The 25,988-nt window shown below is 59.4% G+C and carries 23 protein-coding genes; 3 read left to right on the forward strand and 20 right to left on the reverse strand.

Features of this window, described 5'->3' with window-relative positions; all coding sequences use genetic code 11:
• Nucleotides 1-4: 4 nt before the first annotated feature.
• Entirely contained in the window at nucleotides 5-2,107 is a 2,103-nt protein-coding gene (locus C4S63_RS04675) for a carboxy terminal-processing peptidase (RefSeq protein WP_062817318.1), read from the reverse strand.
• A 284-nt stretch (nucleotides 2,108-2,391) separates the two neighbouring features.
• On the opposite strand from C4S63_RS04675, the gene C4S63_RS04680 reads away from it, so the two are divergent.
• Nucleotides 2,392-3,615, forward strand: coding sequence for a nucleoside recognition domain-containing protein (locus tag C4S63_RS04680; protein WP_103916851.1), 1,224 nt, complete (start codon nucleotides 2,392-2,394; stop codon nucleotides 3,613-3,615).
• Here the strand turns inward: C4S63_RS04680 and C4S63_RS04685 are convergent.
• Nucleotides 3,597-4,244, reverse strand: a complete 648-nt coding sequence (locus C4S63_RS04685; RefSeq protein WP_103916852.1) for an alpha-ketoglutarate-dependent dioxygenase AlkB — start codon at nucleotides 4,242-4,244, stop codon at nucleotides 3,597-3,599. The genes C4S63_RS04680 and C4S63_RS04685 overlap by 19 nt on opposite strands.
• A 63-nt stretch (nucleotides 4,245-4,307) precedes the next feature.
• On the opposite strand from C4S63_RS04685, the gene corA reads away from it, so the two are divergent.
• Nucleotides 4,308-5,258: a magnesium/cobalt transporter CorA gene (gene corA, locus C4S63_RS04690; RefSeq protein ID WP_062817320.1), complete on the forward strand. Its 951-nt coding sequence runs from the start codon at nucleotides 4,308-4,310 to the stop codon at nucleotides 5,256-5,258.
• Nucleotides 5,259-5,470: 212 nt separating this feature from the next.
• On the opposite strand, the gene C4S63_RS04695 is transcribed toward corA, so the two are convergent.
• Both C4S63_RS04695 and C4S63_RS04700 read right to left on the reverse strand, forming a co-directional pair.
• On the reverse strand, nucleotides 5,471-6,304 hold the full coding sequence (locus C4S63_RS04695) for an MBL fold metallo-hydrolase (protein WP_103916853.1): 834 nt from the start codon (nucleotides 6,302-6,304) through the stop codon (nucleotides 5,471-5,473).
• A gap of 384 nt (nucleotides 6,305-6,688) precedes the next feature.
• Complete coding sequence (locus C4S63_RS04700) at nucleotides 6,689-7,171, reverse strand: hypothetical protein (protein WP_062817322.1); 483 nt, start codon at nucleotides 7,169-7,171, stop codon at nucleotides 6,689-6,691.
• A gap of 74 nt (nucleotides 7,172-7,245) precedes the next feature.
• Here C4S63_RS04700 and yaaA point away from each other — a divergent pair, with 74 nt between their 5' ends.
• The gene (yaaA, locus tag C4S63_RS04705; RefSeq protein ID WP_062817323.1) at nucleotides 7,246-8,019 is read left to right on the forward strand and encodes a peroxide stress protein YaaA; all 774 of its coding nucleotides are present in this window, start codon (nucleotides 7,246-7,248) and stop codon (nucleotides 8,017-8,019) included.
• 109 nt (nucleotides 8,020-8,128) lie between these two features.
• On the opposite strand, the gene C4S63_RS04710 is transcribed toward yaaA, so the two are convergent.
• The 16 genes from C4S63_RS04710 to C4S63_RS04785 form a co-directional block, all read right to left on the reverse strand.
• Nucleotides 8,129-8,425 (reverse strand): hypothetical protein, encoded by a 297-nt coding sequence (locus C4S63_RS04710; protein WP_062817324.1) that lies wholly within the window; start codon nucleotides 8,423-8,425, stop codon nucleotides 8,129-8,131.
• A gap of 17 nt (nucleotides 8,426-8,442) precedes the next feature.
• Nucleotides 8,443-9,360 (reverse strand): universal stress protein, encoded by a 918-nt coding sequence (locus tag C4S63_RS04715; RefSeq protein WP_103916854.1) that lies wholly within the window; start codon nucleotides 9,358-9,360, stop codon nucleotides 8,443-8,445.
• Entirely contained in the window at nucleotides 9,357-10,103 is a 747-nt protein-coding gene (gene fnr, locus C4S63_RS04720; protein ID WP_103916855.1) for a fumarate/nitrate reduction transcriptional regulator Fnr, read from the reverse strand. The genes C4S63_RS04715 and fnr overlap by 4 nt, the downstream gene beginning before the upstream one ends.
• A 47-nt stretch (nucleotides 10,104-10,150) precedes the next feature.
• On the reverse strand, nucleotides 10,151-11,524 hold the full coding sequence (gene hemN, locus C4S63_RS04725; RefSeq protein ID WP_103916856.1) for an oxygen-independent coproporphyrinogen III oxidase: 1,374 nt from the start codon (nucleotides 11,522-11,524) through the stop codon (nucleotides 10,151-10,153).
• A 66-nt stretch (nucleotides 11,525-11,590) separates the two neighbouring features.
• On the reverse strand, nucleotides 11,591-12,373 hold the full coding sequence (locus C4S63_RS04730; RefSeq protein ID WP_234999948.1) for a sulfite exporter TauE/SafE family protein: 783 nt from the start codon (nucleotides 12,371-12,373) through the stop codon (nucleotides 11,591-11,593).
• On the reverse strand, nucleotides 12,373-12,594 hold the full coding sequence (gene ccoS, locus C4S63_RS04735) for a cbb3-type cytochrome oxidase assembly protein CcoS (RefSeq protein ID WP_082810888.1): 222 nt from the start codon (nucleotides 12,592-12,594) through the stop codon (nucleotides 12,373-12,375). Before ccoS ends, C4S63_RS04730 begins: the two co-directional genes overlap by 1 nt.
• Complete coding sequence (locus C4S63_RS04740; protein WP_103916858.1) at nucleotides 12,573-14,945, reverse strand: heavy metal translocating P-type ATPase; 2,373 nt, start codon at nucleotides 14,943-14,945, stop codon at nucleotides 12,573-12,575. The genes ccoS and C4S63_RS04740 overlap by 22 nt, the downstream gene beginning before the upstream one ends.
• Nucleotides 14,942-15,460 (reverse strand): FixH family protein, encoded by a 519-nt coding sequence (locus tag C4S63_RS04745; RefSeq protein ID WP_062817329.1) that lies wholly within the window; start codon nucleotides 15,458-15,460, stop codon nucleotides 14,942-14,944. The genes C4S63_RS04740 and C4S63_RS04745 overlap by 4 nt, the downstream gene beginning before the upstream one ends.
• The gene (ccoG, locus tag C4S63_RS04750; protein WP_063525740.1) at nucleotides 15,429-16,847 is read right to left on the reverse strand and encodes a cytochrome c oxidase accessory protein CcoG; all 1,419 of its coding nucleotides are present in this window, start codon (nucleotides 16,845-16,847) and stop codon (nucleotides 15,429-15,431) included. The genes C4S63_RS04745 and ccoG overlap by 32 nt, the downstream gene beginning before the upstream one ends.
• An 81-nt stretch (nucleotides 16,848-16,928) precedes the next feature.
• On the reverse strand, nucleotides 16,929-17,840 hold the full coding sequence (ccoP, locus tag C4S63_RS04755) for a cytochrome-c oxidase, cbb3-type subunit III (protein ID WP_103916859.1): 912 nt from the start codon (nucleotides 17,838-17,840) through the stop codon (nucleotides 16,929-16,931).
• The gene (locus tag C4S63_RS04760) at nucleotides 17,837-17,989 is read right to left on the reverse strand and encodes a cbb3-type cytochrome c oxidase subunit 3 (protein WP_062817332.1); all 153 of its coding nucleotides are present in this window, start codon (nucleotides 17,987-17,989) and stop codon (nucleotides 17,837-17,839) included. The genes ccoP and C4S63_RS04760 overlap by 4 nt, the downstream gene beginning before the upstream one ends.
• A complete protein-coding gene (gene ccoO, locus C4S63_RS04765; RefSeq protein ID WP_103916860.1) occupies nucleotides 17,986-18,621 on the reverse strand; it encodes a cytochrome-c oxidase, cbb3-type subunit II in 636 nt (211 codons plus the stop codon). The genes C4S63_RS04760 and ccoO overlap by 4 nt, the downstream gene beginning before the upstream one ends.
• A gap of 10 nt (nucleotides 18,622-18,631) precedes the next feature.
• The gene (gene ccoN, locus C4S63_RS04770) at nucleotides 18,632-20,062 is read right to left on the reverse strand and encodes a cytochrome-c oxidase, cbb3-type subunit I (RefSeq protein ID WP_103916861.1); all 1,431 of its coding nucleotides are present in this window, start codon (nucleotides 20,060-20,062) and stop codon (nucleotides 18,632-18,634) included.
• 186 nt (nucleotides 20,063-20,248) lie between these two features.
• Nucleotides 20,249-23,383 carry an efflux RND transporter permease subunit gene (locus C4S63_RS04775; RefSeq protein ID WP_103916862.1) on the reverse strand — a complete coding sequence of 1,045 codons (3,135 nt, stop codon included), beginning with the start codon at nucleotides 23,381-23,383 and terminating at the stop codon, nucleotides 20,249-20,251.
• Entirely contained in the window at nucleotides 23,383-24,459 is a 1,077-nt protein-coding gene (locus C4S63_RS04780) for an efflux RND transporter periplasmic adaptor subunit (RefSeq protein ID WP_160052716.1), read from the reverse strand. Before C4S63_RS04780 ends, C4S63_RS04775 begins: the two co-directional genes overlap by 1 nt.
• A gap of 306 nt (nucleotides 24,460-24,765) precedes the next feature.
• Complete coding sequence (locus C4S63_RS04785) at nucleotides 24,766-25,986, reverse strand: hypothetical protein (protein ID WP_103916864.1); 1,221 nt, start codon at nucleotides 25,984-25,986, stop codon at nucleotides 24,766-24,768.
• Nucleotides 25,987-25,988: the final 2 nt, after the last annotated feature.

The raw sequence follows: 25,988 nt of genomic DNA on the forward strand, positions 1-25,988 counted from the left end.
AGCTCTATTTGCGAGCCACCTGGTTGTCCCGAATCAGACTCATGTAGTCCACCAGAATTTCACCGGTTTCTCGCACATAGGGGTCTTCATCGATAGCCTCTTCATCACTTTCCGGATCCAGGGCCCGTTGTTCCTCCAGCTCACGCAGTTCCTTGATGCTGGCCAGCGGCTCTTCCCCACGGGACTGGCGACGACGGTTTTCGATTGCCAGACGTTCGCGATCCAGCGCCTTTTGCGTGGCGGTGCGGTTATCTTCATTCAGTGACAATTCAACCCGGTTACGGTTTTCGTCCAGAAGCTTGCGCAGGGACTCCACATAAACAAACTCCGGGTCCTTATTGATGCGATGGGAATGTTTTTCACGCAGCTCGGGCAAATAGGGAACAATATCGCTCACCCGTTGGTATTTGGCCGATTCGATTTCATCCCAGGGCAGGGCATTGGGCAAGGAACTTTCGCCCACCTCGTCCTTGTCGATCAACGACGGCATGTCCACATCAGGCACGATCCCCAGGTTCTGGTTGCTGGACCCGGAAACCCGGTAGAACTTGGCATTGGTCATCTTCAGTTTGCCGTGGTTCAGGTCCAGCAGTGTTTGTACCGTGCCCTTACCGTAGGTCTGATCGCCGACAATCAGGGCGCGACCGTAATCCTGCATGGCGCCGGCGAAAATTTCCGAAGCGGAAGCGCTGAAGCGGTTGACCATCACTGCCATGGGGCCGGCGTAGAGTACCCCGGGGAACTTGTCTCCCTCGATGCTGACCCGGCCGCTGGATTCGCGCACCTGCACGGTGGGGCCACGGTTAATAAACAGGCTGACCAGTTTGTTGACTTCCAGCAGTGAGCCACCACCATTGTTGCGCAGATCGATTACCAGACCGTCAATGTTTTCCTTGCGCAGCTCAACCAGCAGCTTGGCCACATCACTGGTGGTACTCGTATAGTTGGGATCTCCCCGGTGGAAAGCGGCGAAATCAAGATAGAAGGCAGGAATTTCAATAACGCCCAGCTTCAGGGTTTCGCCATCACGGTCGATGGTTATCACGTCTTTCTTGGCAGCCTGTTCCTCCAGCACCACCTTGTTCCGTTCTATGGTGATGGTGCGGGTATCGTGCTCACTGGCGCTGCCCGCCGGGATGATTTCCAGATTGACCTTGGTGCCCTTGGGACCACGAATCTGGTCCACAACTTCGTCCAGCCGCAATCCGATCACGGGCTCCGGGGTCTCACCATCCTGGCCAACACCAACAATCCGGTCGGCGGGTTTCAACTGGCCGCTTTTCGCTGCCGGGCCGCCGGGGACCAAACGCACCACCTTGGTATAACCGTCCTCGTACTGCAGCACCGCGCCGATCCCTTCCAGTGAGCGGCTCATGCTGATGTCAAAATTTTCCGAATTATGGGGCGTGAAATAGGTGGTATGGGGATCAAAGGTTTGCGTCAAGGCATTGATGTACACCTGGAACACATCTTCCGGGGTATTCTGGGTAATGCGCTTGAGCTGGCTTTCATAGCGACGGGTGAGCCGGGTACGGATATCTTCCAGCGAGCTGTCATTGAGTCGCATGGACAAGACGGCATTTTTCAGCTGCCGATGCCAGATGGCATCCAGCTCCGCTTCATTGGCGGCCCAGGGCGCATCTTCGCGGTCCACCACCACGGTTTCCTGGTCGTCAAAAGTCAGCGAATCCAGATCATTCTTGATGGTATCGAGGAGCTTGCCCAGGCGTGTTTCCAGACGCTCTTGGAAGCGGTTGAAAATGGTGTAACCGGCTTCCAGCTGGCCTCGGCTCAGCTGGTCGTCCAGCTGATCGCGATAGCGCTCGAATTCGCGGATATCCGTGGCCAGGAAATACTGCCGATTGGGGTCCAAATCCTTGAGATAGCTGTCGAGAACCTGGCTGGAGAGGGTGTCGTCAAACTCCAGTCGCCGGTAGTGATGCTTCAGCTTGGCGGCGATTTCCTCGGCGGCATCCAGCTGATCGCTGGTGGGCTTCAGGTCACCCTGAACCTCCGGCTCGGAACGAAGGCCACTCACTCCCTGAATGGCGCCCCCCAACAGGACCAGCGCCAGCGCCAGGGGGAAGAGTTTACGGACTAATGACATGCTGTATCTCAAACGGTTTACCTGCAGTATAGACGACCGCCCGTGGGTGGTCATTCATGGTGGCCCGTACTCTATTGCCGTTCTTGACGGTAAGCGCGCCGGACACACACGTTCAAAATTGCGTCTCGATCACGAACCAGCCTATAAAGACGGGCATGCAAGGAGTTATCCAGGGGTGCCCTGACCTGTAGACTATTGTGACGGTGCGAAGTTGCACTGTCAGAAAAGCCACTCCATTACGGTTTTCAGCAATCCAAACAAGACCCTAGCGTACGGGGGAAGCTTTGCACAGACTCTTCAGCCTGTTTTTCCTTGCGGGTATCGCCGGAGCGGTAATCCAGCTGATCAGTGGTGATATGGAGGCCCCGGGCCGATTAATCAATGCGCTGTGGGCCGCGGCAGACCTTGCCGTGGAGGTCAGCCTGGGGCTGATCGGGGTGCTGGCATTGTGGAGTGGGCTATTCAAGATGGCGGAGGCCAGCAACCTGGCCGCCCGGTTATCCTCCTGGGTGGAGCCGCTGCTGGCTCGACTGATGCCCGGTGTCAAGCGCACTCCGCAGGCATCCGCCCCCGTCTCCATGAACCTGGCAGCCAATATGCTGGGCCTGGATAACGCGGCCACTCCGCTGGGGCTGAAAGCCATGGAGCGCTTGCAGGTGGGCAACCCGCAGCCGACTCGGGCCACGGACAGCCAGATCATGTTTCTGGTGCTCAATACCTCCTCAGTGACCCTGGTCCCGGTGACGGTGTTGCTGTTTCGGGCGCAACAGGGCGCCGCCGACCCGGCAGCGGTCTACCTGCCTTTGCTGATGGCAACCACCGTTTCCACCCTGGCGGGGATACTGGTGACCGCCCGGGTTCAGCGTATTTCCCTAGCCGACCCGCTGTTGCTGCTGGTGGGTGGACTCTGGTTGGCCATCCTGGGGGTCCTGGGCACCATTGTCTGGCTGGCTCCGGCCGAGCTGGCCAATACGCTCTCCAGTCTGTTGGGCAATGGCATCCTGCTGTTGGTGTTGAGCGCCTTCTTTATCGCCGCCTGGCGTGGGGGCGTGGATAGCTATGACACCTTTGTGGAGGGGGCCAAGGAAGGTTTCACCCTTGCCGTCAGGCTGATTCCGTATCTGGTGGCCATGTTGGCGGCGATCGCCATGTTGCGAGCTGGCGGCGTGCTGGACCTGTTTCTTGATGGCATTCGCTTTGCCGCCGCCGCGATCGGTTGGGATACCCGCTTTGTGGAGGCACTGCCGGTTGCCTTTCTCAAACCACTGAGCGGCTCCGGGGCGCGGGCGGCCATGGTGGATGTGATGCAGACCCAGGGGGTAGATTCGCTGGCTGCCCGAATGGCCGCGGTGATGCAGGGCTCCACGGAAACCACCTTCTATGTTCTGGCAGTGTATTTTGGCAGCGTCGGTATTCGCGATTTCCGCCATGCCCTTTGGTGTGGCCTGGCGGCAGATGCGGCGGGGCTGATTGCTGCGATTCTGCTCAGCTATGCGTTCTGGGGTTGACCGCGGGGGATTATCTGGCGAAAGGTCAGATTGAGGCGCTCTGCCTGAACGCGCTGACGGCGTGGCAACGCATGCTGAAACCTTCGCTGCACATCCGGACTCATCAGCAACAGGCTGTTGTCGGGCAAGGCAAGGCTCAGGCACTGTCGGCCACCACCACGGGGGCGAAAAACGAAATCCCGCTCAGCGCCAAGGCTGTAGGAGGCAATCCATGGCTGCGGTCCCAATTCCGGTTCATCATCGCTGTGATAGCCCATGCAGTCCCTGCCGTTCCGATAGCGATTGGCAAGCACCGAGTTGAACCGGTGTCCGCAGAGTGCACTGACCGCATCCCGCACAGGCAAAAGGGGCGCCGGCCAGCCCTCCGCCACATGCTGATGGCCTGAATAACGGTAGGGAATGCCCGCATCGCCATGCCAGGCGGTTAGCCGTGGTACGGTATAGCTGCGGCCGAATACCTGTACCTGAGGCTGTTGCCAGTCCAGTTGCGCGTTTAATGCCGCCTGTAGCGATCCGCACAGCGAAGCGGGCAGGGCATCGCGCCACAGCCAGAGGCGGGCGTCACCGGCCAATGTGATCAATTCCGGAGCCTTGTTTGGATTCCCGAAGTCGGGATCGTTGACAGTCATAAGTCTGGTGCATTATCAAGTTGCTGCCGGCCGCTTGCCGGCGACCATGATCAGGGAAACATCATGCTGCATATCTTCCGTATCGAGAACGGTGTTCTGCGTGAAAAGGACACAGAAAGCATTCTGCCAACCCTGGCGGACGACGCCAGCTGGATTGACCTGGTCGATTCGGAAGACAGCGAACGGGAGCTGGTACAGCAGTTTCTGGAAGCGGAGCTGCCAGCGTCCGATGATATGGAAGAAATTGAAGCCTCCGCCCGATTTTTCAGCGACGAGCAGGGCCTGCATGTCCATTCCCTGTTCCTGTTCCAGTCAGAAGGTCGTGCCCGCACCTCCACGGTCGCCTTTGTGGTACAGGAAGGGCGGTTGCTGTCATTCCGCGATTCCCGCTTGCCGGACTTTCGCCTGTTGCGTCTGCGTGTGCGTCGCGGCTGGGTGAAGACCCAACAGCCCATTGATATTCTGCTGAGCATTCTGGAACAGAAAGTGGAGAACCTGGCCGATGCCCTGGAGGATGTGCATCGGGATCTGGAGCAGGTCGGTTACAGCGTCCTGGAAGAGGAAAACGGGGAGCTGGAAGACGATATCGAAAAGCTGGCCCGGCTGGAGGATACCAACGGCAAAATCCGCCTGTGTCTCATGGATACCCAGCGCTCCATCTCCTTTATTCAGCGCTATGTAAGAACCGACAAGGTCCGCCGCCGGACCTGTGCCGAGGTGCAGCACGATCTGGACACGCTGATGTCGCATACCACTTTTCTGTTCGACAAGATCAACTTCCTGATGGATGCGGCGCAGGGGTTTATCAATATTCAGCAGAACCAGATCATCAAGATCTTTTCCATTGCCGCGGTGGTGTTCCTGCCACCGACCATGATCGCCAGCATCTATGGCATGAACTTCGAGATCATGCCGGAGCTGGATTTCCGCTTTGGTTATCCCATGGCGATCGGGCTGATGTTCCTGTCCGGCCTGACGCCATATTGGTTCTTCAAGCGCAAAGGGTGGCTGTGAAAAGCAGTTAACAGCGAAAACCTTGTATTGGTGCACCTGTAGGAGCACCGCTTGAGGTGCGAAAGAGGCGGAGCGAGAAGCGAGCAACGAGTCGCGCAAACCAGAATCGTCGCTGGTTTGCTTTTCGCCATTCGAAACTCGCTTCTCGTACCCCGTAAGCCTCCTTGCCGACTTCGCGCCTCAAGAGGCGCTCCTACCAAGAGGCTGCGCAATCAGGTTCTGTGCCAGCCCTGACCGGTTTCCTGGGCTTTGCCGTCTTCTGCCAGCTTGATCAGGTGGGCCTGGAGTGAGAATTGCGCCACGCCGTGGAGGAACTCGGGCACATCGTCGTAGACATCCTTAACCAATATGGCCAGGGGTTGTGCGTCGCTGGAAAGCGCCTCCAGGACCTTGTCTTCCCGTTTCTGCCGGTGTGCCAGCGTCTGGCTCAGGGTGGTCTCCGGATCGCCGATCACATCCCCGTGGCCCGGTGCCATGCGGGTAATGCCGCGGTGCTGGAGTTTACGCAGAGAGGCGAAGTAGGCCTGCATGGAGCCGGAGGGTGGGGCGATGACCACTGTCGAGCCCTGTATCAGGTGATCACCGGTAAACAGCAGGCCATCTTCACTGAGATAGCACAGGTGGTTACCCACGTGCCCCGGGGTTTCGATTACCTGCAGCGATACACCGCCACAATCAACCCGGTCACCCTCGGCCAATAACCGGTCTGCTTGCCAGCTTTCATCCTGCAGCCCGTCGTCGGGCACGGCGGGGCCCAGGCAACGGGCACCGGTTGCTGCCACCAAGGCCAGCGCCCCGGGGGAGTGATCACGGTGGGTATGGGTGACGATGATCTGCTCTATGGGTTTTCCCAGGGTACGCGAGGCCTGCAGCAATGCCTGCAGATGCTGCTGATCCTCCGGACCGGGATCAATGACAGTCAGGCTTTCCTTGCCAAACAGATAACTGTTGGTGCCTGGCCCGGTCATCATGCCCGGGTTGCGCGCCAGGACCCGCCAGGCATGGTCGCCAATGGGGGTGAGCTGGCCGGCAATCAGTGATGCCATAGTGACTCCTGGGAGTTTAGCAGGCTAATGAAACGCCTCTTGCGTACTCAGCGTGGCCTGAAAGGTGCAGCTGTTGTGTTTTGTCGCGACGGAGAGGGTGGCTCCCTTTCCTGGCGACAAAGAGCAGTAGATGGGCCATTCAGGCCACGCCTTTATGCTCTGCGAGTACTCCCGGGTCTTCCAGGCTGACTCGCACTCGTTGTTGCGTGTTGAAGGTGAAGAGCTGATGGATTGTCATATCTCGATTCCCCTTGAGGGGACATTTTCAACACCGTGCCTGGATTGCGAGCCAGCCTGAAAGACTGACACGCAAGCGGCTTTTCAACAGCCTGTCGAGGCAGCATTGTGACGATTCGCTCGGCAGGATGCCAGTAGCAGCCAGGATTACCGGTTGGGGTAGGCCAGCTTGTCGATGGCTTCCAGCTCCCAGCGGTCCACCGGGGTGTCCTCGTCCGGGTGGCGACTGACCACGGCAAAGGGATAGTCCTTGCCGGCGGGTACATACATTTGCAGATCAATCGGCTGCTGGTAGATCACCGTGCACTCGCTCCCTGTCTCCGGGCAGGACAGGGCCCGGGCAAGAAGGGTGACGGCCGCCACATTCATTTCACTGCGATTGGCCAGATTACCGGTGAGCCGTACGCCGGATTCGGAAGCGAGACTGCCTTTCAATGTCACCACGATGCCGTCCGGAGGAAGGCGAACCTGATCATCACGGCCACCGTGCCAAACGCCAATGCCGAGCACCAGCAGTCCTGCCAACACCAGGCTCAGCACCAGATAAAACGGTCGGCGTCCCCACTGCCAGCTTCCCCACAGCAGAACAGTCACAGCGATAATGACAGTCAATACCAGTAATAGGCGCATTTATTCTCCAGAATTGCAGACCTCGCACTCCCTGATTCATATAATCCCGGGAGTCATATGTAAAGGAGTAGACCATGCTGATTGTCGTATCCCCGGCAAAGACCCTGGATTACGAGAGCGAATTGCCAGCGCTGAAAACGACCCAGCCCCGTTTGCTGGACGACAGCGAAGTGCTGATCGAGCGCGCGCGCCAGCTTTCCCCGGCCGATGTCAGCAGTCTGATGAGTGTCAGTGACAAAATCGCACATTTGAACGTGGAACGGTTTGCCCAATGGCAACGACCGTTCAACAAGCGTAACGCCCGACCGGCAGCATTTGCTTTCAAGGGTGATGTCTATACCGGCCTTGAAATCGACACCTTTACCGATAACCAGCTCAAGGAAGCGCAGAATTCGTTTCGCATGCTGTCGGGACTGTATGGTGTGCTTCGTCCATTGGACCTGATGCAGCCATACCGGCTGGAAATGGGAACCCGGCTGGACAATCCTCGCGGCAAGGACCTTTACACCTTCTGGGGTGACATTATCACCGAACAGCTGAACAAGGATATGAAAACGGCAAAAACCGACGTGCTGCTGAATCTGGCATCCAATGAGTACTTCAAATCGGTGAAAAAGCAATCCATCAACGGCCGTATCATCGAGCCGGTGTTCCAGGACGAGAAAAACGGCAAGTACAAGGTGATCAGTTTCTACGCCAAGAAGGCCCGCGGATTAATGGCGGCGTGGGTCATCAAGAAGGGCATCAAGGATCCAGCAAAGCTGAAGAATTTTGATGTGGCCGGTTATCGTTTCTGCGCGGAGGAATCCACAGCGGAAAAACCGGTATTTCGGCGGCAAGAGCAGTAGGGATTTCAGTTGCGAGTCGCGAGGTTCGAGTTACGAAAGGCAAAAAACGGGTTCTATTGTGGCTTTTGCATTTCGAACCTCGAACCTCGTAACTCGAACCTAGAAATGATTATTTCCCGTCTTCGAATTCGCTACGGGCGGCAAGAAGGCCGGTTTTCAAACCATCCCAGGCCAGCTCCACACCGGCTTTGATGTCTTGCCAGGCATCCTCGCCGTGGGATTCCAGTTTTTCCAGTTTCGCTTCCAGCGCGTCGCGGCGTTCTTCAATGTCAGCAATTCTCTGCTTGGCTTCCGCGCGCCACTCGTCTCGCTTGTCACCCAGTCGCGCGGTCAGCCGATCCAGTTGATAATCCCAGTCTTCCAGCTTTTGGCGAATGCTGTCGGCAAAATCCTTCTTGTCTGTCATCGTAAGGTTCTCCTGAATCAGGCTTGCCAGGGACCCTGGAAGCCTTCGGGTTTGATCACCAGCACATCGGCGCTGGCACGGGTAATTACAGATTCCGCAGTGGCACCCAGCAATACCCGCTCCGGCAGGTTGCGGTGCACGGTGCCGACCACCAGCACATCCATGTCCTGGTCGTCACAATATTTGCCCAGGGTTGCTGCGACCGGGCCGGTAAGGGTCGTCATTTGATCCGGCCCAAGCCCATGGGCGGCGCCGAATTTCAGAAAGCGCTCCCGGTAGAAGCGACGCACCTCATCCATGCCACCGGCGTAATCCGGGATTGCCTCGCCCACCAGCATAATCATGCTGTCGTCCATTTCATCCAGGACATGGCAAGCGCGCAGGCTCCCACCCAGGTGGAGGGCAATCTCATTTGCCGCATCAAGCACCCGGATGGCCAGCGGGTCGTCCTGCTGCGCCTCGTTGCCCGGGTCAAGGGCAGCCAGCACCCTCGGCGATGAGGACCAGGCACGACCATGGACGCACAGCACCGGACAGGGTGCCTTGCGGATCAGCTGCCAATCCCGGGGGGTAAACAGGTGCCGGCGAAGCCCGGTTTCCGCGCTGGTGTGGACCACGACCATGCCGGGTTGCAGGGCAATAATGCTATCGCGCAGCGCCTCCATGCTGTCTTTCTGCCAGAGAATGGAAAGTTCGCCATCCTCCCGGTCCGTCAGATGGCGGATCCGTTTCTCCCAGGCGCCATGAATTTGCTGCCTGGCGGCGTTTTGCCGCTCCTGGTCGATACCGACAGCCCGAACCATGGCAGACGAATAGGCATTGACCAGCACATGCAGTGGCCGCTGACTGGCATCCGCAATTTGCTGCGCCTTGTGCAGCGCCGGTTGGGGCGCTTTCAGGTCACTATCGAGAATGGCCAGAACGGGGGCGTTCACAGACTGGCCTCCAGATTTTGCCGCTCACCGCAAAGGCTGCGGCGATCCAGGATTTCCACTTCCCGGCCTTCCACGCGCAGCCATTCGTTCTGCTGGAAACGGGTAAAAATACGGCTGACCGTTTCCACCGCCAGGCCCAGGTAGTTGGCGATGTCGTAGCGGGACATGGGCAGGCGAAAAACCCGCTCACTGAGCCCGCGCCGCTGGTGGCGCGCTGACATGGACAGTAGTAGCGATGCCACACGATCATCCGCGTTCTTCTTGCTGAGCAGCATGTGCAGCTCACGGTCGGAGCGGATTTCGTTGCTCATCAAGCTGAAGAAATGGTGTTGCAGCGTGGGAATCCGCTGGGACAACATTTCCAGTTTGGAGAAGGGGATTTCGCACACCGTGGCCGTTTCCAGGGCCTTGGCGTTGGAAACATGGTGAGCGGTGCTGATGCCATCCATACCGAGCACTTCCCCGGGCAGATAAAACCCGGTGACTTGCTCGTCGCCTTCATCGCTGAGCACATAGGTTTTCAGCGCGCCGGAGCGGACCGCGTAGACCGCCTGGAAATCATCCGCCGCGCGAAACAGGTGCTCGCCGCGCTTCAGGGGGCGGCCCCGGTGAATGATGCGATCCAGCTCGTCAAGCTGTGCCGGCGCCACTGCCAGGGGAAGACAGATGGGGCTCAGACTGCAATCATTGCAGGAAACATGGTGGGACACGGTGCGACTCCGGTTGATGGCTGCGTAGTGCAAATTTCACCTTACAGTATAGGGCAGGGTGAACAACAAACGTACAAGGTTCAGATGATACGACTGAAGCGATGTCTGGCTTCGTTCTGGGTATAACGGTCAAACGGCATCACCAGTGCCCGGCTGACCAGTCGGCCCCGGTCCGTGATCACCAGACGGTGCTGATCGACCCGGACCAGCCCCTGCGCCTCGAATTCCACCCATGCCCCCAGAGCGTCCACAAAGTAGTCGGGAAAATTGATCTGCCACTGTTCGCTGAACAGCTTCATATCTACATACAGGTCGCACAGTAGTCGCATGATCAGATCCCGTCGCATCTGGTCGTCGCGATCCAGCAGATAGCCCTGCTCAATGGGAGAATGACCCTGATCAATGGCGTCAGACCACTGACTTAATGATTTCATGTTCTGGGCATAAAGGTTGCCGATCTGACTGATCGCGCTGACCCCAAAACCCAGCAGATCCGCATCGCCATGGAGGGTGTATCCCTGGAAATTGCGATGCAGCAGGCCATTACGTTGAGCGACGGCAATTTCATCATTTTCCAGGGCAAAGTGATCCATACCGATAAACACATAACCGGCATCCTGCAGAATCCTGCCGGCCCGAACAAACATGGCCAGCTTTTCATCCGGGCTCGGCAGAGCCATGTCGGGAATCTGACGCTGAATCTTGAATCGCGCCGGCAGATGGGCGTAATTGTAGAGCGAGATACGATCCGGTCGCAGATCGGCAATTTGCTCCAGGGTCCTGGCCAGACTGGACTCTGACTGCCAGGGCAGACCGTAAATAAGATCGGTATTGATGGATTTGAAGCCGAAGTCCCGTGCCCATTCCATGGTCTGGCGAATAATTTCATAGGGCTGGACGCGATTGACGGCCTGCTGCACGCGAAGATCCAGATCCTGGACACCCAGACTGATGCGATTGAAACCCAGACCACGCAGCAGGCCCAGGCGCGCCTGATCCACGGTTCGTGGATCAATCTCGATGGCATAGTCACCACGGTCGTCTTCGCGCAGGGTGAAGTGCCGGGCCATGTAATAGACCAGTTCGGTGATCTGGGCATCGCTCAGAAACGTGGGAGTGCCACCGCCCCAGTGGATCTGGGTCACCGGACGCTGGCTATCCACCCGGGCAGCGCGACGGCCGATTTCCTGCTTCAGCCGGCTCAGGTATTCCCCCGCCCGGCCGCGATTGGCGGTGACGATACGGTTGCAGGCGCAGTAGTAACAGACCGTGCTGCAAAAGGGCACATGCACATACAGGGAAAGAGGGCGACGGGCAGTATTTCCGGCGGCAATGGCCCGGGAGCACTCTTCCTCACTGATCTCTTCATGGAATTGCGGCGCAGGGGGATAAGAGGTGTAACGCGGTCCCGGACCGCCATACTGGCTGATCAATGCTTTGTCCCAGGTGGCCACACTCTCTCTCCTGTTGAGTGGTTTTGCCCATTATGGCCAGCTGTCAGGGCCCAATGTTGACCTGGATCAAGGGTCGGAATGATGGTGCTGATGGTGGTGAGACATATCGGAGGCGGGCCCTGTGGCACCATGATGGCCAGCGTGACCGCCCTGACCCATGGACCAGGCCTGCCAGAAGAACACCAGGGCCAGCATCAGAGTCAGGCACGCCGCTACCTTGGGCCATGGCCCGGAACGAAAGCGCTGCAGCTGGGAGGCGATAACGCCAGTGGTGGCCACCGGCACCACGGTGACGATGCCAAAGCAGAGCATGACAAGGGCGCCTGACAACGCGCTGCCAGAGGTGATGGACAACGCCAGCGCCGTGTACACCAGCCCGCAGGGCAGCAGCCCCCATAGCCCGCCTAGTGCCAGGGCTTTTATCGGGTGATCCACGGGCAGCAGACGACGGGTCAGCGGCTGCAGGCGACGCCATAATCCGGCACCGACACCCTCCAGTTTCTTCAGCAACACGCCGCGCCCTAACAGATACCCGCTGAGCAGCAGCATCAGGATCCCGGACAGGGCCAGACCCACCGCCATGGAGGGCCCGGGCAGCCAGTCCAGCAGGGTCTTGCCCAGCGTTCCTGCCAGGCTGCCGAGCAGAACATAGGTGGATACCCGGCCGGTGCCGAACAGTAACTGCCAGCCCCAGAGGGCTTTGCCCCGTCGTTGTGGCTCCGGAATCGAGAAAGTCAGGGCACTGCTAATGCCGCCACACATGCCGATGCAGTGAACACTGCCGGCACTGGCCAACAGCATGGCACTGGCCAGCAATGCCAGCAGGGACTGCGAGGCTTCCGGCATCATCACTCCCCGTCGCCCCTTTCATTCCTTTCGTCCCTGTCAGCCGCCGTGTCATCACGTGTCCCCGGGACGCTTTTGCGCTGCTCCCGGTCTTCGAACACCACGCGCCAGGAGGCATTCTCCAGGTCATCAAACTGATCCTTGCGCAGGGCCCAGAAGAGCGCCCAGATAGCTCCGCCCAGAAACAGCAAGGCCAGAGGTATCAACAGGAGGACAATTTCCATCGGCTAACCCGTGTTGCGTTGAGGGTGACCAGTAGCGAGCTGGCAGACATGCCCAGGGCTGCTGCCCAGGGCGGAATCCAGCCGGCGACAGCAAAGGGAACCGCCAGCAGATTGTAGAGCAGGGCCCAGGTCAGGTTCTGCCGAACGATACGTCGGCAACAGCGGGCCAGCGCGGGCAGGGCAGGAATGGCATGCAGGTTATCCTGAAGCAGATACAGGCCTGCCGCCCGCTGGGCCAGGCTGGTGGCGTTGGCAGTGGCCACCGACACGTCTGCAGCGAGCATGGCCTGGGCATCGTTGATGCCGTCACCGACCATCATCTGGGGCCTGTCGGCTTGCAGTTCCGTGAGCCAGCGGGTCTTGTCCGCGGGTTGCATGCCGGCATGCCACTGCTCCAGCGACAATGCCCGAGCTACCGGCTCGGCGGCAGCCGCGGTATCGCCGGTTGCCATGCGTACCTGCAGACCCTGAGCCCGGAGTGCCCGGGTAACCGCCACGCTTTCCTGGCGAAGACTGTCCTGTAGCCATAGATACAACTGCACTGTGTGGTCACAGGTGAGTTGCAGGCAGGTGGTGCCCGGGCGCGCCTGCTCTGGCGCACCACTGATACGCCATTGCTGTCCGTGACGCACACCACTGATACCGTTGCCGTCCGGCTGGACAGCGGTGACCTGGGGATCCCGCTCCATGTCACGGAAAGCCTGTGCCAGCGGATGCGGGTTATTCCATTCCAGGGCGGCGACAATGGCAAGCAGCTCGGCCTCCGAAACGCTGCCGAGTGTTTGGCTCTCTACCAAGGAAAAGGCGCCCTTGGTCAGGGTGCCGGTCTTGTCGAACAGCACGCCGCCAATCTGTGGCAGTCGCAACAGCTGGCGAGGGGATGCCACCAGCACGCCTTCGCGCAAGGCGGTCCCCAAAGTGGCCGAGAGCGTCAGTGGCACCGCCAGGGCCAGGGCGCAGGGGCAGGTAATCACCAGTACCGCCAGGGTATGATCAAAGGCCTCGCCAGGCCCGGCGGGCCAATGCCACACCAGGGTAAAGGTGGCCAGGAACAACACGGCAGCGGTAAAGAGCGGGGCAATACGATGCCAGTCGCGGACCACGTCCAGACGCTCGCGGCTGGCCAACTCCACCTGCTCGGCGATACGGGCAATCTGACTGTGATCAGCAGCGCACTCGGCCTCCAGAGTGATTGCCCCCTCTTGCAGGCGCGCGCCGGCCACCAGCCGGGCATCATGGCCCCGATTCACGGGTAGGGACTCCCCGGTGAGTGCCGCTTCATCGAAACTGCCCTGGCCATCGACAATGCGCCCATCCACCGGAATCACATCCCCCTGTATCAGCAACAACCGGTCACCGGCCCTCACCTGACGCAGGCTGACCCACTCTGGCTGATCCCCACGCAGTCGCCGAACCGCCCGGGGCAGGGTATCGCCAAGCCGAGCATACCCGGCATGGATCGCCTGGCGCTGCCGGTGCTCCAGCCAGCGGCTGATCAACAGAAAGAAAACGAACATGGCAGCGGAGTCGAAGTAAACATGGCTACCACCGGCGAACATGGCAACCAGGCTGCCGCCCCAGGCCAGAAACAGGGCCAACGCGATGGGGGTATCCATGGTCAGGTTGAGATTGCGCAGTCCTCGCCAGGCGCCCTGAAAGAAAGGCCAGCCGGCGTAAAACACCACCGGCGTTGCGACAAGGAAACTGGCCAGCCGGAAGACCCACTCATAAATCGCATCGGAGCCATCAAACACGCCGATATACAGGGCCATGGAATACATCATGGCCTGCATGGCGCCCAGACCCGCCAGTATCAGCCGGCCCAGGAGCCGTTTGTGCTCCCGCCGGTTGGCGGCACTGGCAGCGGGGTCGCCGGGCAGGCTCACGCCATAACCCAACTGTTGGATTCGACGGGCGGTTTCACGGGCCTCGGGAGTGCCCTGATAGTCCACGGTCAGTGTCATGCCCGCCAGATTGACGCTGGCGCGCTTCACACCCGGTTGTGCGGAAAGGGTTTTTTCGATCAGCCAGCTGCAGGCGGCACAGGTGAGCCCGCTAAGCTGCAGTCGCAGACGCTGGCCATCCGGTAGCGGGGTACAGTGTGGCGCGAGCAGATCGGCAATGTCGAACAGGGCCAGATCCAGTTCAGCACGGCGAGCATCCGGCGCCGGAGCATCGTCCTGGCGGATTCGGTAGTAATCATCCAGGCCCATGCCATAAATGGTTTCAATGGCGGCCGCACAGCCCGGGCAGCAGGCATCGCGCTTTCCTTCCGGGGTGCGCGCAATGAAGGCGCCAGAAGGGGCAGGTTGCCCGCAGTGCCAGCAGGGTGGGGCGAGTCGCTGGTTCATGGTGTCGTAACGTGACCCAGACTCACGGTGCCGTCTTCAATGGTGCCGTTCTGGTACAAACGCCAGTGGCCCTCCGGCGTGGATGCGGTAGCGATGAAACGCCCGGACGCAGGCAGGACACCATCGCCCCGAAATACTCCGCTGCCCTGATGATGCAGCGTCAGCAAGACATCCTTTTCCTTGAGGGTAGGGTGACGAAGTGCCACCTTGATCATCGCCGGCGCCGGGATGCCGGCGTCGCTGGTCAACCTGGCCTGCACCCCTGCACCCACCTGGGACAGTACCAGGCCAATGCCCAGGCGCGCGGCAATCTGTTCCTGCTCCATGGAGCGGTTGATGCCGCGGCCTTCCTTGTACCACTCGTCCACCACGGGAGCGTCTGCATTGATCACAGCGATATACAGGGTGGTCAGGCCGGCAACCACCGAGCTGGCGGGCAGCAGAATGGCCAGCCATAACAGCGGATACCGGTACCAGGGGCGATCATCCACGGGGGGTGATGAAACGTGATTCATGCTGCTTCTCCAGGTCCGGGTCGTCCAGTGACCTTACTGAAAACCAGATGGTGGATGAGGGCATCTCCACCTCATAGGGGTCGTAACTGACGGTGACCGGCAAGGATAAATGCTGGCCGGGCTGAATGGTAAATTCGGTACGGTTCTCCATGCGCAGCCCCTCAGGGCCTTCCAGAGTCAATGTGTAGCGGTGGGCATCCTGACCCTTGTTGAGAATTTCCAGTCGATAGACATTTTCCACGCGCCCACTGCTGGCAACCCGGAACAGCTGATTACGATCGCGCAATACATCGACCTGCAGGGGCACCCGATTATAGAGAGTGACCATGAACAGGGTGGCCATGGCCAACAACACCATCCCATAGCCGACCAGACGCGGACGAATGACCCGGGATTCCTTGCCCTCCAGGGCATTCTCGGTGGTATAGCGGATTAACCCCCGGGGCTTGTCGATATGGTCCATCACATCGTCGCAGGCGTCGATGCAGGCCGCGCAGGTAATGCATTCATATTGAAGACCATCGCGAATATCAATGCCGGTAGGGCAAACCTGGACACACAGCCCGCAGTCTATGCAGTCGCCTTTTTCTACTTCCTGTGTGCCCTGTTGCCGCTTTTTGCTGCCTCTGCCACGGGGTTCGCCCCGGGCTTCATCATAGGAAACGATGAGGGTTTCGCGATCGAACATGACGCTCTGGAAACGGGCATAGGGACACATGTACAGACACACCTGTTCGCGCATGAACCCGGCATTCATATAGGTGGCGACGGTAAAAAAAGCCACCCAGAACAGCTCCCAGCCTCCCCAGCTGAAGCTGAAGATGCGCACGGTGAGATCCGTGATGGGGGAGAAGTAACCGACAAAAGTGAGACCGGTAAGAAATGCCAGGGCCAGCCACATGACATGCTTGCTGCCACGGCGCAGCACTTTGCTCAGGGTCCAGGGAGCCTCATCCATCTTGATGCGGCTGTGCCGGTCACCTTCAAATAACTGCTCAATCCATTGAAAAAAGCGAGTCCAGGTCGTCTGCGGACACACATAGCCGCAATAGACACGTCCGGCCAGAACCGTGAAGAAGAACAGGGCAAAAGCGGCAATGATCAAGGTCCAGGAAAGGAACAGGAAATCCTGCGGCCACAGCGTCAGACCGAAAATATGGAACTGCCGGTTGGGCAGGTCGAACAGCACCGCCTGCTGCCCGTCCCAGCGAACCCAGGGCAGAGCCAGGTAGAGCCCCATGGTGCTGAGGATGGTGAAATCCCGAATACGCTGGAAACGACCGCTGATGGATTTGACCTGTATCCGTTTGCGTTTGGCATAGAGACTGATGGGCCCCTGCGCTTCCGGGCTGTCATCAACGGTTTTGATGCGGTCGCGTTCACTCATTACGCACCTCTAAGGGGGCTGGCGTGATCCACCGACTGGCCCTGTCGGCGGCCCCTGTGGGGCCGCGACAATGGCCTGTCGTTACGGAGCTGGCTTGTGGGACAGGCTGTAAACGTAGGCCGCAATCACATGAATCTTTTCATCGCTGAGCAGATTCTCATGCTTGGGCATTTCCCCTTTGCGGCCTTCATGGATCGTCGTTTCGATATCCTCCAGTCGTGGACCGTAGAGCCAGGTGGTGTCAGTGAGGTTTGGCGCGCCCATGGCCTGAATCCCCTTGCCGTCTTGCCCGTGACATGCGGCACAGACGGCAAATTTAGGCTTCGCCCGCTCAATGGCGGCGGCCTTCTGCGCATCCCTGGCAAGATCCGGTCGGCTCAGGCTTTGCACATAAATGGCCATGTCGCGCACGGCTTGATCGGTATTGCCGATGGCCGCGGCCATGGGGGGCATCATGCCGGTGCGCCCCTGGGCAATGCTGGTAATGATCTGCTTGGGTTCACCCCCATAGAGCCAGTCGTTATCTGCCAGGTTCGGATAGCCTTTGGCCCCACGGGCATCCGAGCCATGACAAATGGCGCAGTTATTGGCAAACAGCCGTCCCCCCACAGCCAGGGCTTCCGGGTACTCGATCAATTCTTCCACCGGCACCTTGGCAAACTCTTCGAACAACGGGTCGGTTTGCCGCGCTACCAGGGTGACTTCCTTTTCATACTGGCCGGAACTGCTCCAGCCCAACAGGCCTTCGAACTTGCCCAGGCCCGGGTACAGCGCCAGATAGATGCAGGCAAAGATCAGCGTGCCGATGAACAGGAACAGCCACCAGCGGGGCAGGGGCGCATTCCGTTCCTGAATCCCGTCAAAGCTGTGGCCAGTGGTTTCCTTGGCCGCTTCCTCCGGAGAAATCTGATTGTTCCACAGCAATAGCCCCGCACAGCCGAGCAGATTGATGGCAACAATAATGATGATGAACCAGCTCCAGAAATCACTCATTGCTCATCCCTCTCTTTGCGGCGATCAGCCTCAAGGGCCATGTGTGCGAGTTTTTCGTAGTCTTTCTTGCGGCTGGGCCGGTACACCCAGAGGGTCATTGCAATAAACGCCACAAAGAAGACCAGCGTGAACAGGGCTTGATAGCTCATTGTGAGGCCTCCTTACGTTCCTGGCCGAGGGAAAGCAGATAGGCAACCAGGGCATCTTCTTCCGTGGCATCGGCCCATTCGCCCTCGATCTTGTTCAACTGCTCGGTAATGTCCTGCTCGCTGTAGGGGACGCCAAAGGTGTCCTTGAACAGTTGCAGGGTGCGTTCGGTATCACTCCAGTCCACCGGCGTTTCCTGCAACCAGGGGTAAGCGGGCATATTGGATTCCGGCACGACCTGGCGCGGATCACGCAGATGCTCACGGTGCCATTGCTCGGTGATCGGGCGCAGTCCCACCCGGGCCAGATCCGGGCCGGTACGCTTGGAGCCCCAGAGGAAGGGATGCTCCCACACGTCTTCGCCAGCCACGGAATAGGCGCCATAGCGTTCGGTTTCTGCACGCAGGGGCCGAACCATCTGCGTGTGGCAAACGTGGCAGCCTTCGCGGATATAGATATCCCGGCCTTCCATTTCCAGGGCGGTGTAAGGCTCCAGGCTTTCCAGCGGCTCGGTGGTGGCTTTCTGCCAGAACAAGGGCACGATTTCCGCCAGGCCACCAAAACTTACCGCGATCAATGTCAGCACGATCATCAGGCCGACATTCTTTTCCACTCTTTCATGGGCATTGGACATGTCGGTCTCCTCAGGCAGCCTGCAGCACGTTGTTGTCACCGCGGGTGTCACGTTCGCCAACGATGGTCTTGTAGACATTGACGGCCATCAGCACCATGCCGGCGAAGAACACCACCCCGCCGAGCAGACGGATGGCGTAGAACGGTTGCCGCTCTACCAGTTCCTGCACGAAGTTGTAGGTGAGGGTGCCATCGGTATTGACTGCCCGCCACATCAGGCCCTGCATGATCCCGGACACCCACATGGAGGCGATGTACAACACGGTACCGATGGTGCTCAACCAGAAGTGGGCATTGATCCAGCCAACGGAATACATCTGTTTGCGATCGAACAGGCGGGGAATCATCACGTAGATGGCACCAATGGTGATCATGGCCACCCAGCCGAGCGCGCCGGAGTGCACATGGCCGATCGTCCAGTCGGTATTGTGACTCAGGGCGTTGACCGTCTTGATGGACATCATCGGGCCTTCGAAGGTGCTCATCCCATAGAAGGACAGGGCCACGATCATGAAGCGGATGATCGGATCCGTGCGCAACTTATGCCAGGCCCCGGACAGGGTCATCATGCCGTTGATCATGCCGCCCCAGCTGGGCGCCAACAGGACGATAGAGAACACCATGCCCACGGACTGGGCCCAGTCGGGCAGGGAGGAGTAGTGCAGGTGGTGGGGGCCGGCCCACATATACACGGCGATCAGGGCCCAGAAATGGACGATGGAAAGCCGGTAGGAATAGACCGGGCGCTGGGCTTGTACCGGCACATAGTAGTACATCATGCCCAGGAAGCCCGCGGTCAGGAAAAAGCCCACCGCATTGTGCCCGTACCACCACTGCACCATGGCATCGATGGACCCGGAGTAGACGGAGTAGGACTTCATCGCCGAGACGGGAATGGCGATGTTGTTGATCACATGGAGCAGGGCTACCGCAATGATAAAGGCGCCGTAGAACCAGTTGGCCACGTAAATATGGGGTTGTTTGCGTCGCGCAATGGTGGCGAAGAAAACGATGGCATAGGCCACCCAGACCAGGGTGATGAGGATATCAATGGGCCATTCCAGCTCGGCGTATTCCTTGCTGCTGGTATAGCCCATGGGCAAGGTGATGGCCGCGGCCACAATCACCGCCTGCCAGCCCCAGAAAGTGAAAGCGGCCAGCTTGGGAAACGCCAAGGTTGCCTGGCAGGTACGCTGCACCACATAGTAACTGGTGCCGATGAGGGCCGAGCCACCAAAGGCAAAAATCACCGCATTGGTGTGCAGCGGCCGTAACCGGCCGAAGCTGAACCAGGGTAATTCAAAATTGAGGACAGGCCAGGCAAGCTGGGCGGCGATAATGACCCCCACCAGCATACCCACAATCCCCCAGACAACCGACATGATGGTGAATTGCCGAACCACCGTGTAGTTATACGATGGTGAAACCGCGGAGTGTTCCATGTGCGTTCCCTTCCGAATGATGCGCCGGGAGACGATACCAAGCGTGTTCCCCGGCTTTCTTGATATAGATCAACTGCGCCGTTCGTAACCCTGGGACAAAATGTCTCACCCATCCTGGGATAGGCACATGACCTTTGTGGATAATTTTGGCGCTGTCGTCAACCGTCGGAAGGAAACGTTGCGGGATCAGGTCCTCTTTCTGAAAAGGGAAAGCACCAGAGCGGTGAGCGCTGGCAGGAAGGTGATTGTCACAATGGCCGTGCCAAGCAGCCCGAACAGGACGATGGCGCCGACGCCCCGATAGAGTTCGGTGCCCTCACCGGGAATCAGCACCAGCGGCGCCAGGCCGCAGACCGTGGTAATGGTGGTCATGGCGATGGGACGCAACCGTGATGACACGGCGTCGTTGACGGCATCCACGGCGCTCATGGCCTTTTCCCGGAAATTCAGTGTTGCCTGATGGACGATCAGGATGGGGTTGTTCACCACGGTGCCCATGAGAATCAGGAAACCGAGCATGGTAATCATGTCGAAGGGCTGGGTGAGCGGCGGCAGACCGAGAAGCGGAAGCAGCGCGCCCACGCCATTCATCATCGCCAGGCCCAGCAGGCCGCTGGCAATACCCAGTGGAATCGTGGTCATGATCAGCAACGGGAAGCCCCAGTGGGTAAAAATCGCCACCAGCAAGAGATAGACCAGCAACAGGGCGACCACATAATTTCCGGACAGGGATTCCTGGGTGGCCTGTAACTGGTCGCTGGCACCGGACAGGGTGATGCTGATGGTATCCGGAATTTCCCCCGCATCACGCAACTGCTGGATCATGGCGCGCACCCGGCTGACACCGGTTTCCAGGGCCACACCACGGGGCGGGATGATATTCAGGGTCACCGTGCGTCGACCGTTGACCCGCCGTACCACACTGGTGTCCACGGTTTCTTTCAGGGTGGCCAGCGAAGACAGCGGCACGGTGGCGCCAATGGGCGTGTGAACCGGCAGGCCGGGCAGGGCGGCCAGGTCTGGCCGGGTGCCGGTACGCTGGCTGTAGGCATAAATGTCGATCTTGTCGTCACCCAGGAAAAATTCATCCAGGTAGGCGCCATCGGTGAGCGCGGCCACGGTAAAGCCGAGAGCTTGCGTGGAAAACTGCACTTCGGCAGCACGGCTCCAGAGCGGATGGACCTCTATCAACGGCTGGGCCAAGGACAGGCTGGCGGGTTGCGACTGGATACGCGGGTTATCGAAAACCCGTTCGGCCTCTCGCTCAAGACGCGAGGCCACCGTGTAGATTTCCGCCAGGTCCGCCCCGGCCACATCCAGCGTGACGCTGCGGGTCCCCCCATCATTACTGGAAATAATCGAGCCCCGGGCGGCAAAAGCGCCCATGCCGGGATAGCGGCGATACACCTGGGTAATGCTGTCCATCATCGCTTCCATATGGGCCGGGTCCACCGGCTCGGCAATGATGCGCAAGCGCTCGGCATCCACGCCCATATTCAGGTATTTCAGGGGTGGCATGGCCAGTTTGCCAGCGTCATAGTCTGCCGGGGCCGCGCCCACCAGCGGCAAGAATTCCGCTTCCACCTCGTCGGCAATGGCTGCCATGGTGCTGAGGTTGTAGCCGGGTGGTGCGCTCATACTGGCAAAGGTTTTCGGCTCCTCGCCCTCCGGCAGATATTCCGCCGGCGGCGTCAGGAACAGCACAATAGCGCCCCCGATCAACACGGTTGCCACCAGGGTGGCCACTTGCCGGGGCCGGCTGCTGGAGAGGCGGGCGGAAAGCCGGTGCAGGGCGGTCATCCAGCGACTGTGCTGGCCGTCATGGGCCACCACCGCACTGAAATCCAGACGGGCGGAGAGGGTGGGGATCACTGTCATGGCCACCAGCATGGAGACCAGAATCGACGCAGATACGGCGATGGCGATATCCGAGTAGAGCTGGCCGGCCTCTTCCTGGATAAACACCACCGGCAGGAACACCAGCACCGTGGTCATGGTAGAGGCGAACACCGCCGGCCATACCTTCTGGATACCGCTCACTGCCGCGCGAAAGCGATCGAGCCCTTTGCGTCTTTCCATCTCGATGCTTTCCAGCACCACAATGGAGTTATCCAGGGTCATGCCGATGGCAAAGGCGATCCCGGCCAGGGAAATCACATTGATGGTGCGCCCGGCCAGTAGCAGCCCCAGAAACGCGGCAATGGTACAGATGGGAATACCAATCACGCCCACGGCGGTGATCTTCACCGAGCGCAAAAACAGGAACATGACCAGGGTGGCAAAGGCGGCGCCAATGGCCAGGTTGGTCCACACATTGGCCACCGATGCTTCCACGTAACGCACGTCGTCGGCGATCAGCGCGATCCGCATGCCGGCCGGCTCCAGCACCTCCCGATTGATCTGAGCCACCTGATCAAACATGGCGTACTTGATATCGATCACATTGGATCCGGTCTCCCGGCGCACCGCCAGGCTGATCACCGGCTCACCATTCACCCGCGACAGGCTGCGAACCGGGAAGTGATCCAGGACCACCGTGGCCACGTCCCCGAGACGCACCAGGGAATCACCGTTACGGGCCAGAATCAGCGCATTGAGGCTGTCGATATCCTTGAAACGCCCCACCGTACGCAGCAAATATCGGCGCTTGCCGCTTTCCAGCTCGCCACCGGAGACATCCCGGTTGCGTTCGCGCAGCGCATCGCGCACATCCACCACACCCAGGCCGAACTGGGCCAGCTTCTGCGCATCCAGCAGCAGCTGAACCTGTCGTTCCGCGCCGCCGCGGACTTCCACCTGGGACACCCCGGGTACGCTCTCCATTCGCGAGCGGACTTCGTCATCAATGAAGTCCTGCATCATGTCCATGTCCAGCCCGCGGGGATTGTCGGGCAGGGGAGAGACGCGGTAATACATGAAAGCGTTACTGGAAAACGAACTGGACAGAATCCGCGGTTGATCCACATTGTCGGGATAGGCGGGCACCTGACTGAGGGCATTATTGACCCGGATCAGCGCATCGGTGATATCCACACCGAACGGAAATTCCAGTTCGATTTCCGCTTCGCCGCTGCCGGCGGAAGAGGTCATACGCCTCAAGTTGGGCAGGTTGCGCAGGTATTCCTCCTGCTCAATAAGGATTTCCTTTTCCACATCCTGGGGGGTTGCCCCTGGCCAGCTGGTGACAACCGAGATGGTGCGGACCTCCAGATCCGGGATCATCTGTACCGGGATGCGCAAGGCTGCCAGCACCCCGAGCAGAGTGATGATCAGCACCACAACGGTCATCAAGGTGCCATGGCGAACGATCTTGTCGAACATCAGTCCACCACCCGAAGCGTGTCACCATCGCGCAGACTTTCATTGCCACGCACAACCACGCGATCACCGCTCGACAGGCCCTCAAGCACCGAAGCCTGCGGTGACTGCCCGGATGCAACCTTGACGACCTTGCGGCGCGCGACCAGATCGTCACCGTCACCCTCAGCCAGCCACACGGTCACATTGCCCTGGCTGTCCTGGAGCAGGGCATCACGGGGCACCGTGGGGCGGGCATCCGCGGATAACATGCGCAGCCGGCCATTGATCGCCATCCCCGGGGTCAGGCCCTTTTCATCAATGCTGGCGCGTACCGTAAAGGTTCTCGCCGTGGGATCATTCACCGGCACAATGGCCGTGATTTTTGCGCTCATGGCATTGTTCGGGTCGTTCTGGTCTGCCAGCCAGACATCGATAGCCGTATCGGGGGAAAGCTGCGGAAAATAACGCTGTGGCACGGCAAAATCCGCGTGCAGCGTGTCGCTGCCGACCAGCTCGAAAACGGTGGTCCCGGGAGTGACCCATTCGCCAACCTCACTCAGTTTGGCACTGATTACGCCGCTGAAGGGTGCTCGCAGGGTATGTCGCTTGATCAGCGCCTGCTGGCGTGCCATCTCCGCCTGACTGGCCGCCAGGGAAGACTCGGCCACCTGAACCTCGGATTCCAGACTTCGGACCTCACTGGCGGCAATGCTGCGCCGGGCGACCAGACTATTGGCTTCCTCAAGGCGCCGACGGGCATCGGCCAGCGTTGCCTGTTGCTGCTGATAGTTGGCCCGGGCACGTTGCAATTCCAGTCGATTGAGCTCCGCATCCAGCTCAATCAGTGCGGCGCCTGCCTCTACCTGATCGCCGATATCCACGAGCAGTTTGCTCACCAGACCCGACACCGACGCGGAAAGCCGGGCGGCACGATCTGCCACCAGCGTGCCGTTCACCAGCAGCGCATCCTGGGAGCGTGACAGAGTGACCGTCTCAAGAGAGACTGGCTTGCGATCATCCGCCTGTGCAGAAACAGCGAATGACAACAGCAACACAACCCGGAAAAGACGATGAGATAGCAGGGACAGTGACGGCATACGTGTCCTTGTGGTTATTTTCAGACTTAACGACAGCGCATACTTTAGCAGGGTAAAGGCAAGTCCGAGTGAATCGGGCGTAAGGATTGTAGCGACGCTGCCTGGATCAAGACCACTATAACTACGCATAATGTATATTATGTTAAATAGAGGAATAACCAGCATCACAATTGGTCTGAAAGCATTGCCCCTCGCATGGTGGATGGTTATTGCTGCTGAGCTGTGCCGCCGTCCATGGCGTGGCCCATACGCGTTTATCCCCGTTTACAGATCTGACAGTGCCAGAACGCAATGGTTGGCATCTCCTCATCCATCGCTGCGGTTATGCTCAAACCGGTAAGTCAGGTTTAACTGCACCCGTGGCGCTTCGCTGCGATCCCCTGCCTGATTGTCCCGCATGCCGTAGGCGAACTCGGCCCCGTAACTGAGATGGTCGTCGTGTTGGCGAACCAGGCTAAGGGTGCCGTAGCGAGTACGTCGCATGGCATCCGCAGGCAGATCCCTGTCATTTTCCAGGGTGATCTCACCGCCGACCAGAGCCAGAGTCCAGTCCGGTCGGAACCGCCATTGCCCGGCCAGATAACCGCCCTGGGCCAGTAGCGGCTCCAGTCCCCTGTCAGCAAAGACATAGCCATCCATGCCCCCATCGCCGAAGCCGGACAGGTCATTGTAGTAATGGGCCATGGCCTCGCCGTAGCTGGCGCTGGCAAGTAGCGTGACCGTGCCACCCAGGGCCAGTGTGCCACTGACTACACCCCCGGTAGCACTGGCAAATTGCTGATCTCCATCGGCGAATTCCACCCCGATTTCCCGGTGCACCAGCCCTACTCGTCCATGGCCGCGGCCATGGGACTGGGTCCAGGCAGCGATGACATCGGGGCGGCGACCGCTGGCACTGCTCAGATTCTCCGGGTCATACACTTCCGGATTGGGATCTTCCAGCGCCAGGGTGAGATGCTCGCCCTGCCAACGCACCCCTGTCTGACGGGCAAAGATGGCACTGTTTGGCCCCTGGGAATCCAGGGTCAGCGGCCAGGCGGTGCCGTCCAGTAAGGCGGTATAACCATAGCCGGCACGCAGGGCACCGTATTCGAAATAGAAATCGCGCACCCGCAATTCATAACCGTCAACGCTACCGAACAGATCCATGGCAAACACGGCTTGGGCACCACCGCCCTCTCCTATCCGCACGCCAAGCTGGCTGTTTTTTCCGTGAAGCTCAACGTTTTGCTGGTGGGTGTCGCCGGCAGGGATGGTGCTGGGGATCAACAGATCGTTGAGGCCCGCATTCTTGTCATCGTAGATGGCGTCCACGCTGACCTTGCCGAAGACGGCGAAGCTGGGCCACTGCGGATCATTGGACCGGGGACGGGTTGGCGCATCCTGGCTGAGGCTGGCCTTGAGCTGATTCAGCTCCTGTTGCAGACGACGGATTTCAGCTTCGGTGGTATCCGCACAAAGGCCCGCCGAGACCAGAGCGCTAGTGCTGAAAGCCGTCGTCCAGATGGTGGTTCGCACCCTGGACATGA

The sequence above is a fragment of the Alcanivorax sp. DSM 26293 genome, assembly GCF_900107995.1.
Lineage (GTDB): Bacteria > Pseudomonadota > Gammaproteobacteria > Pseudomonadales > Alcanivoracaceae > Alcanivorax.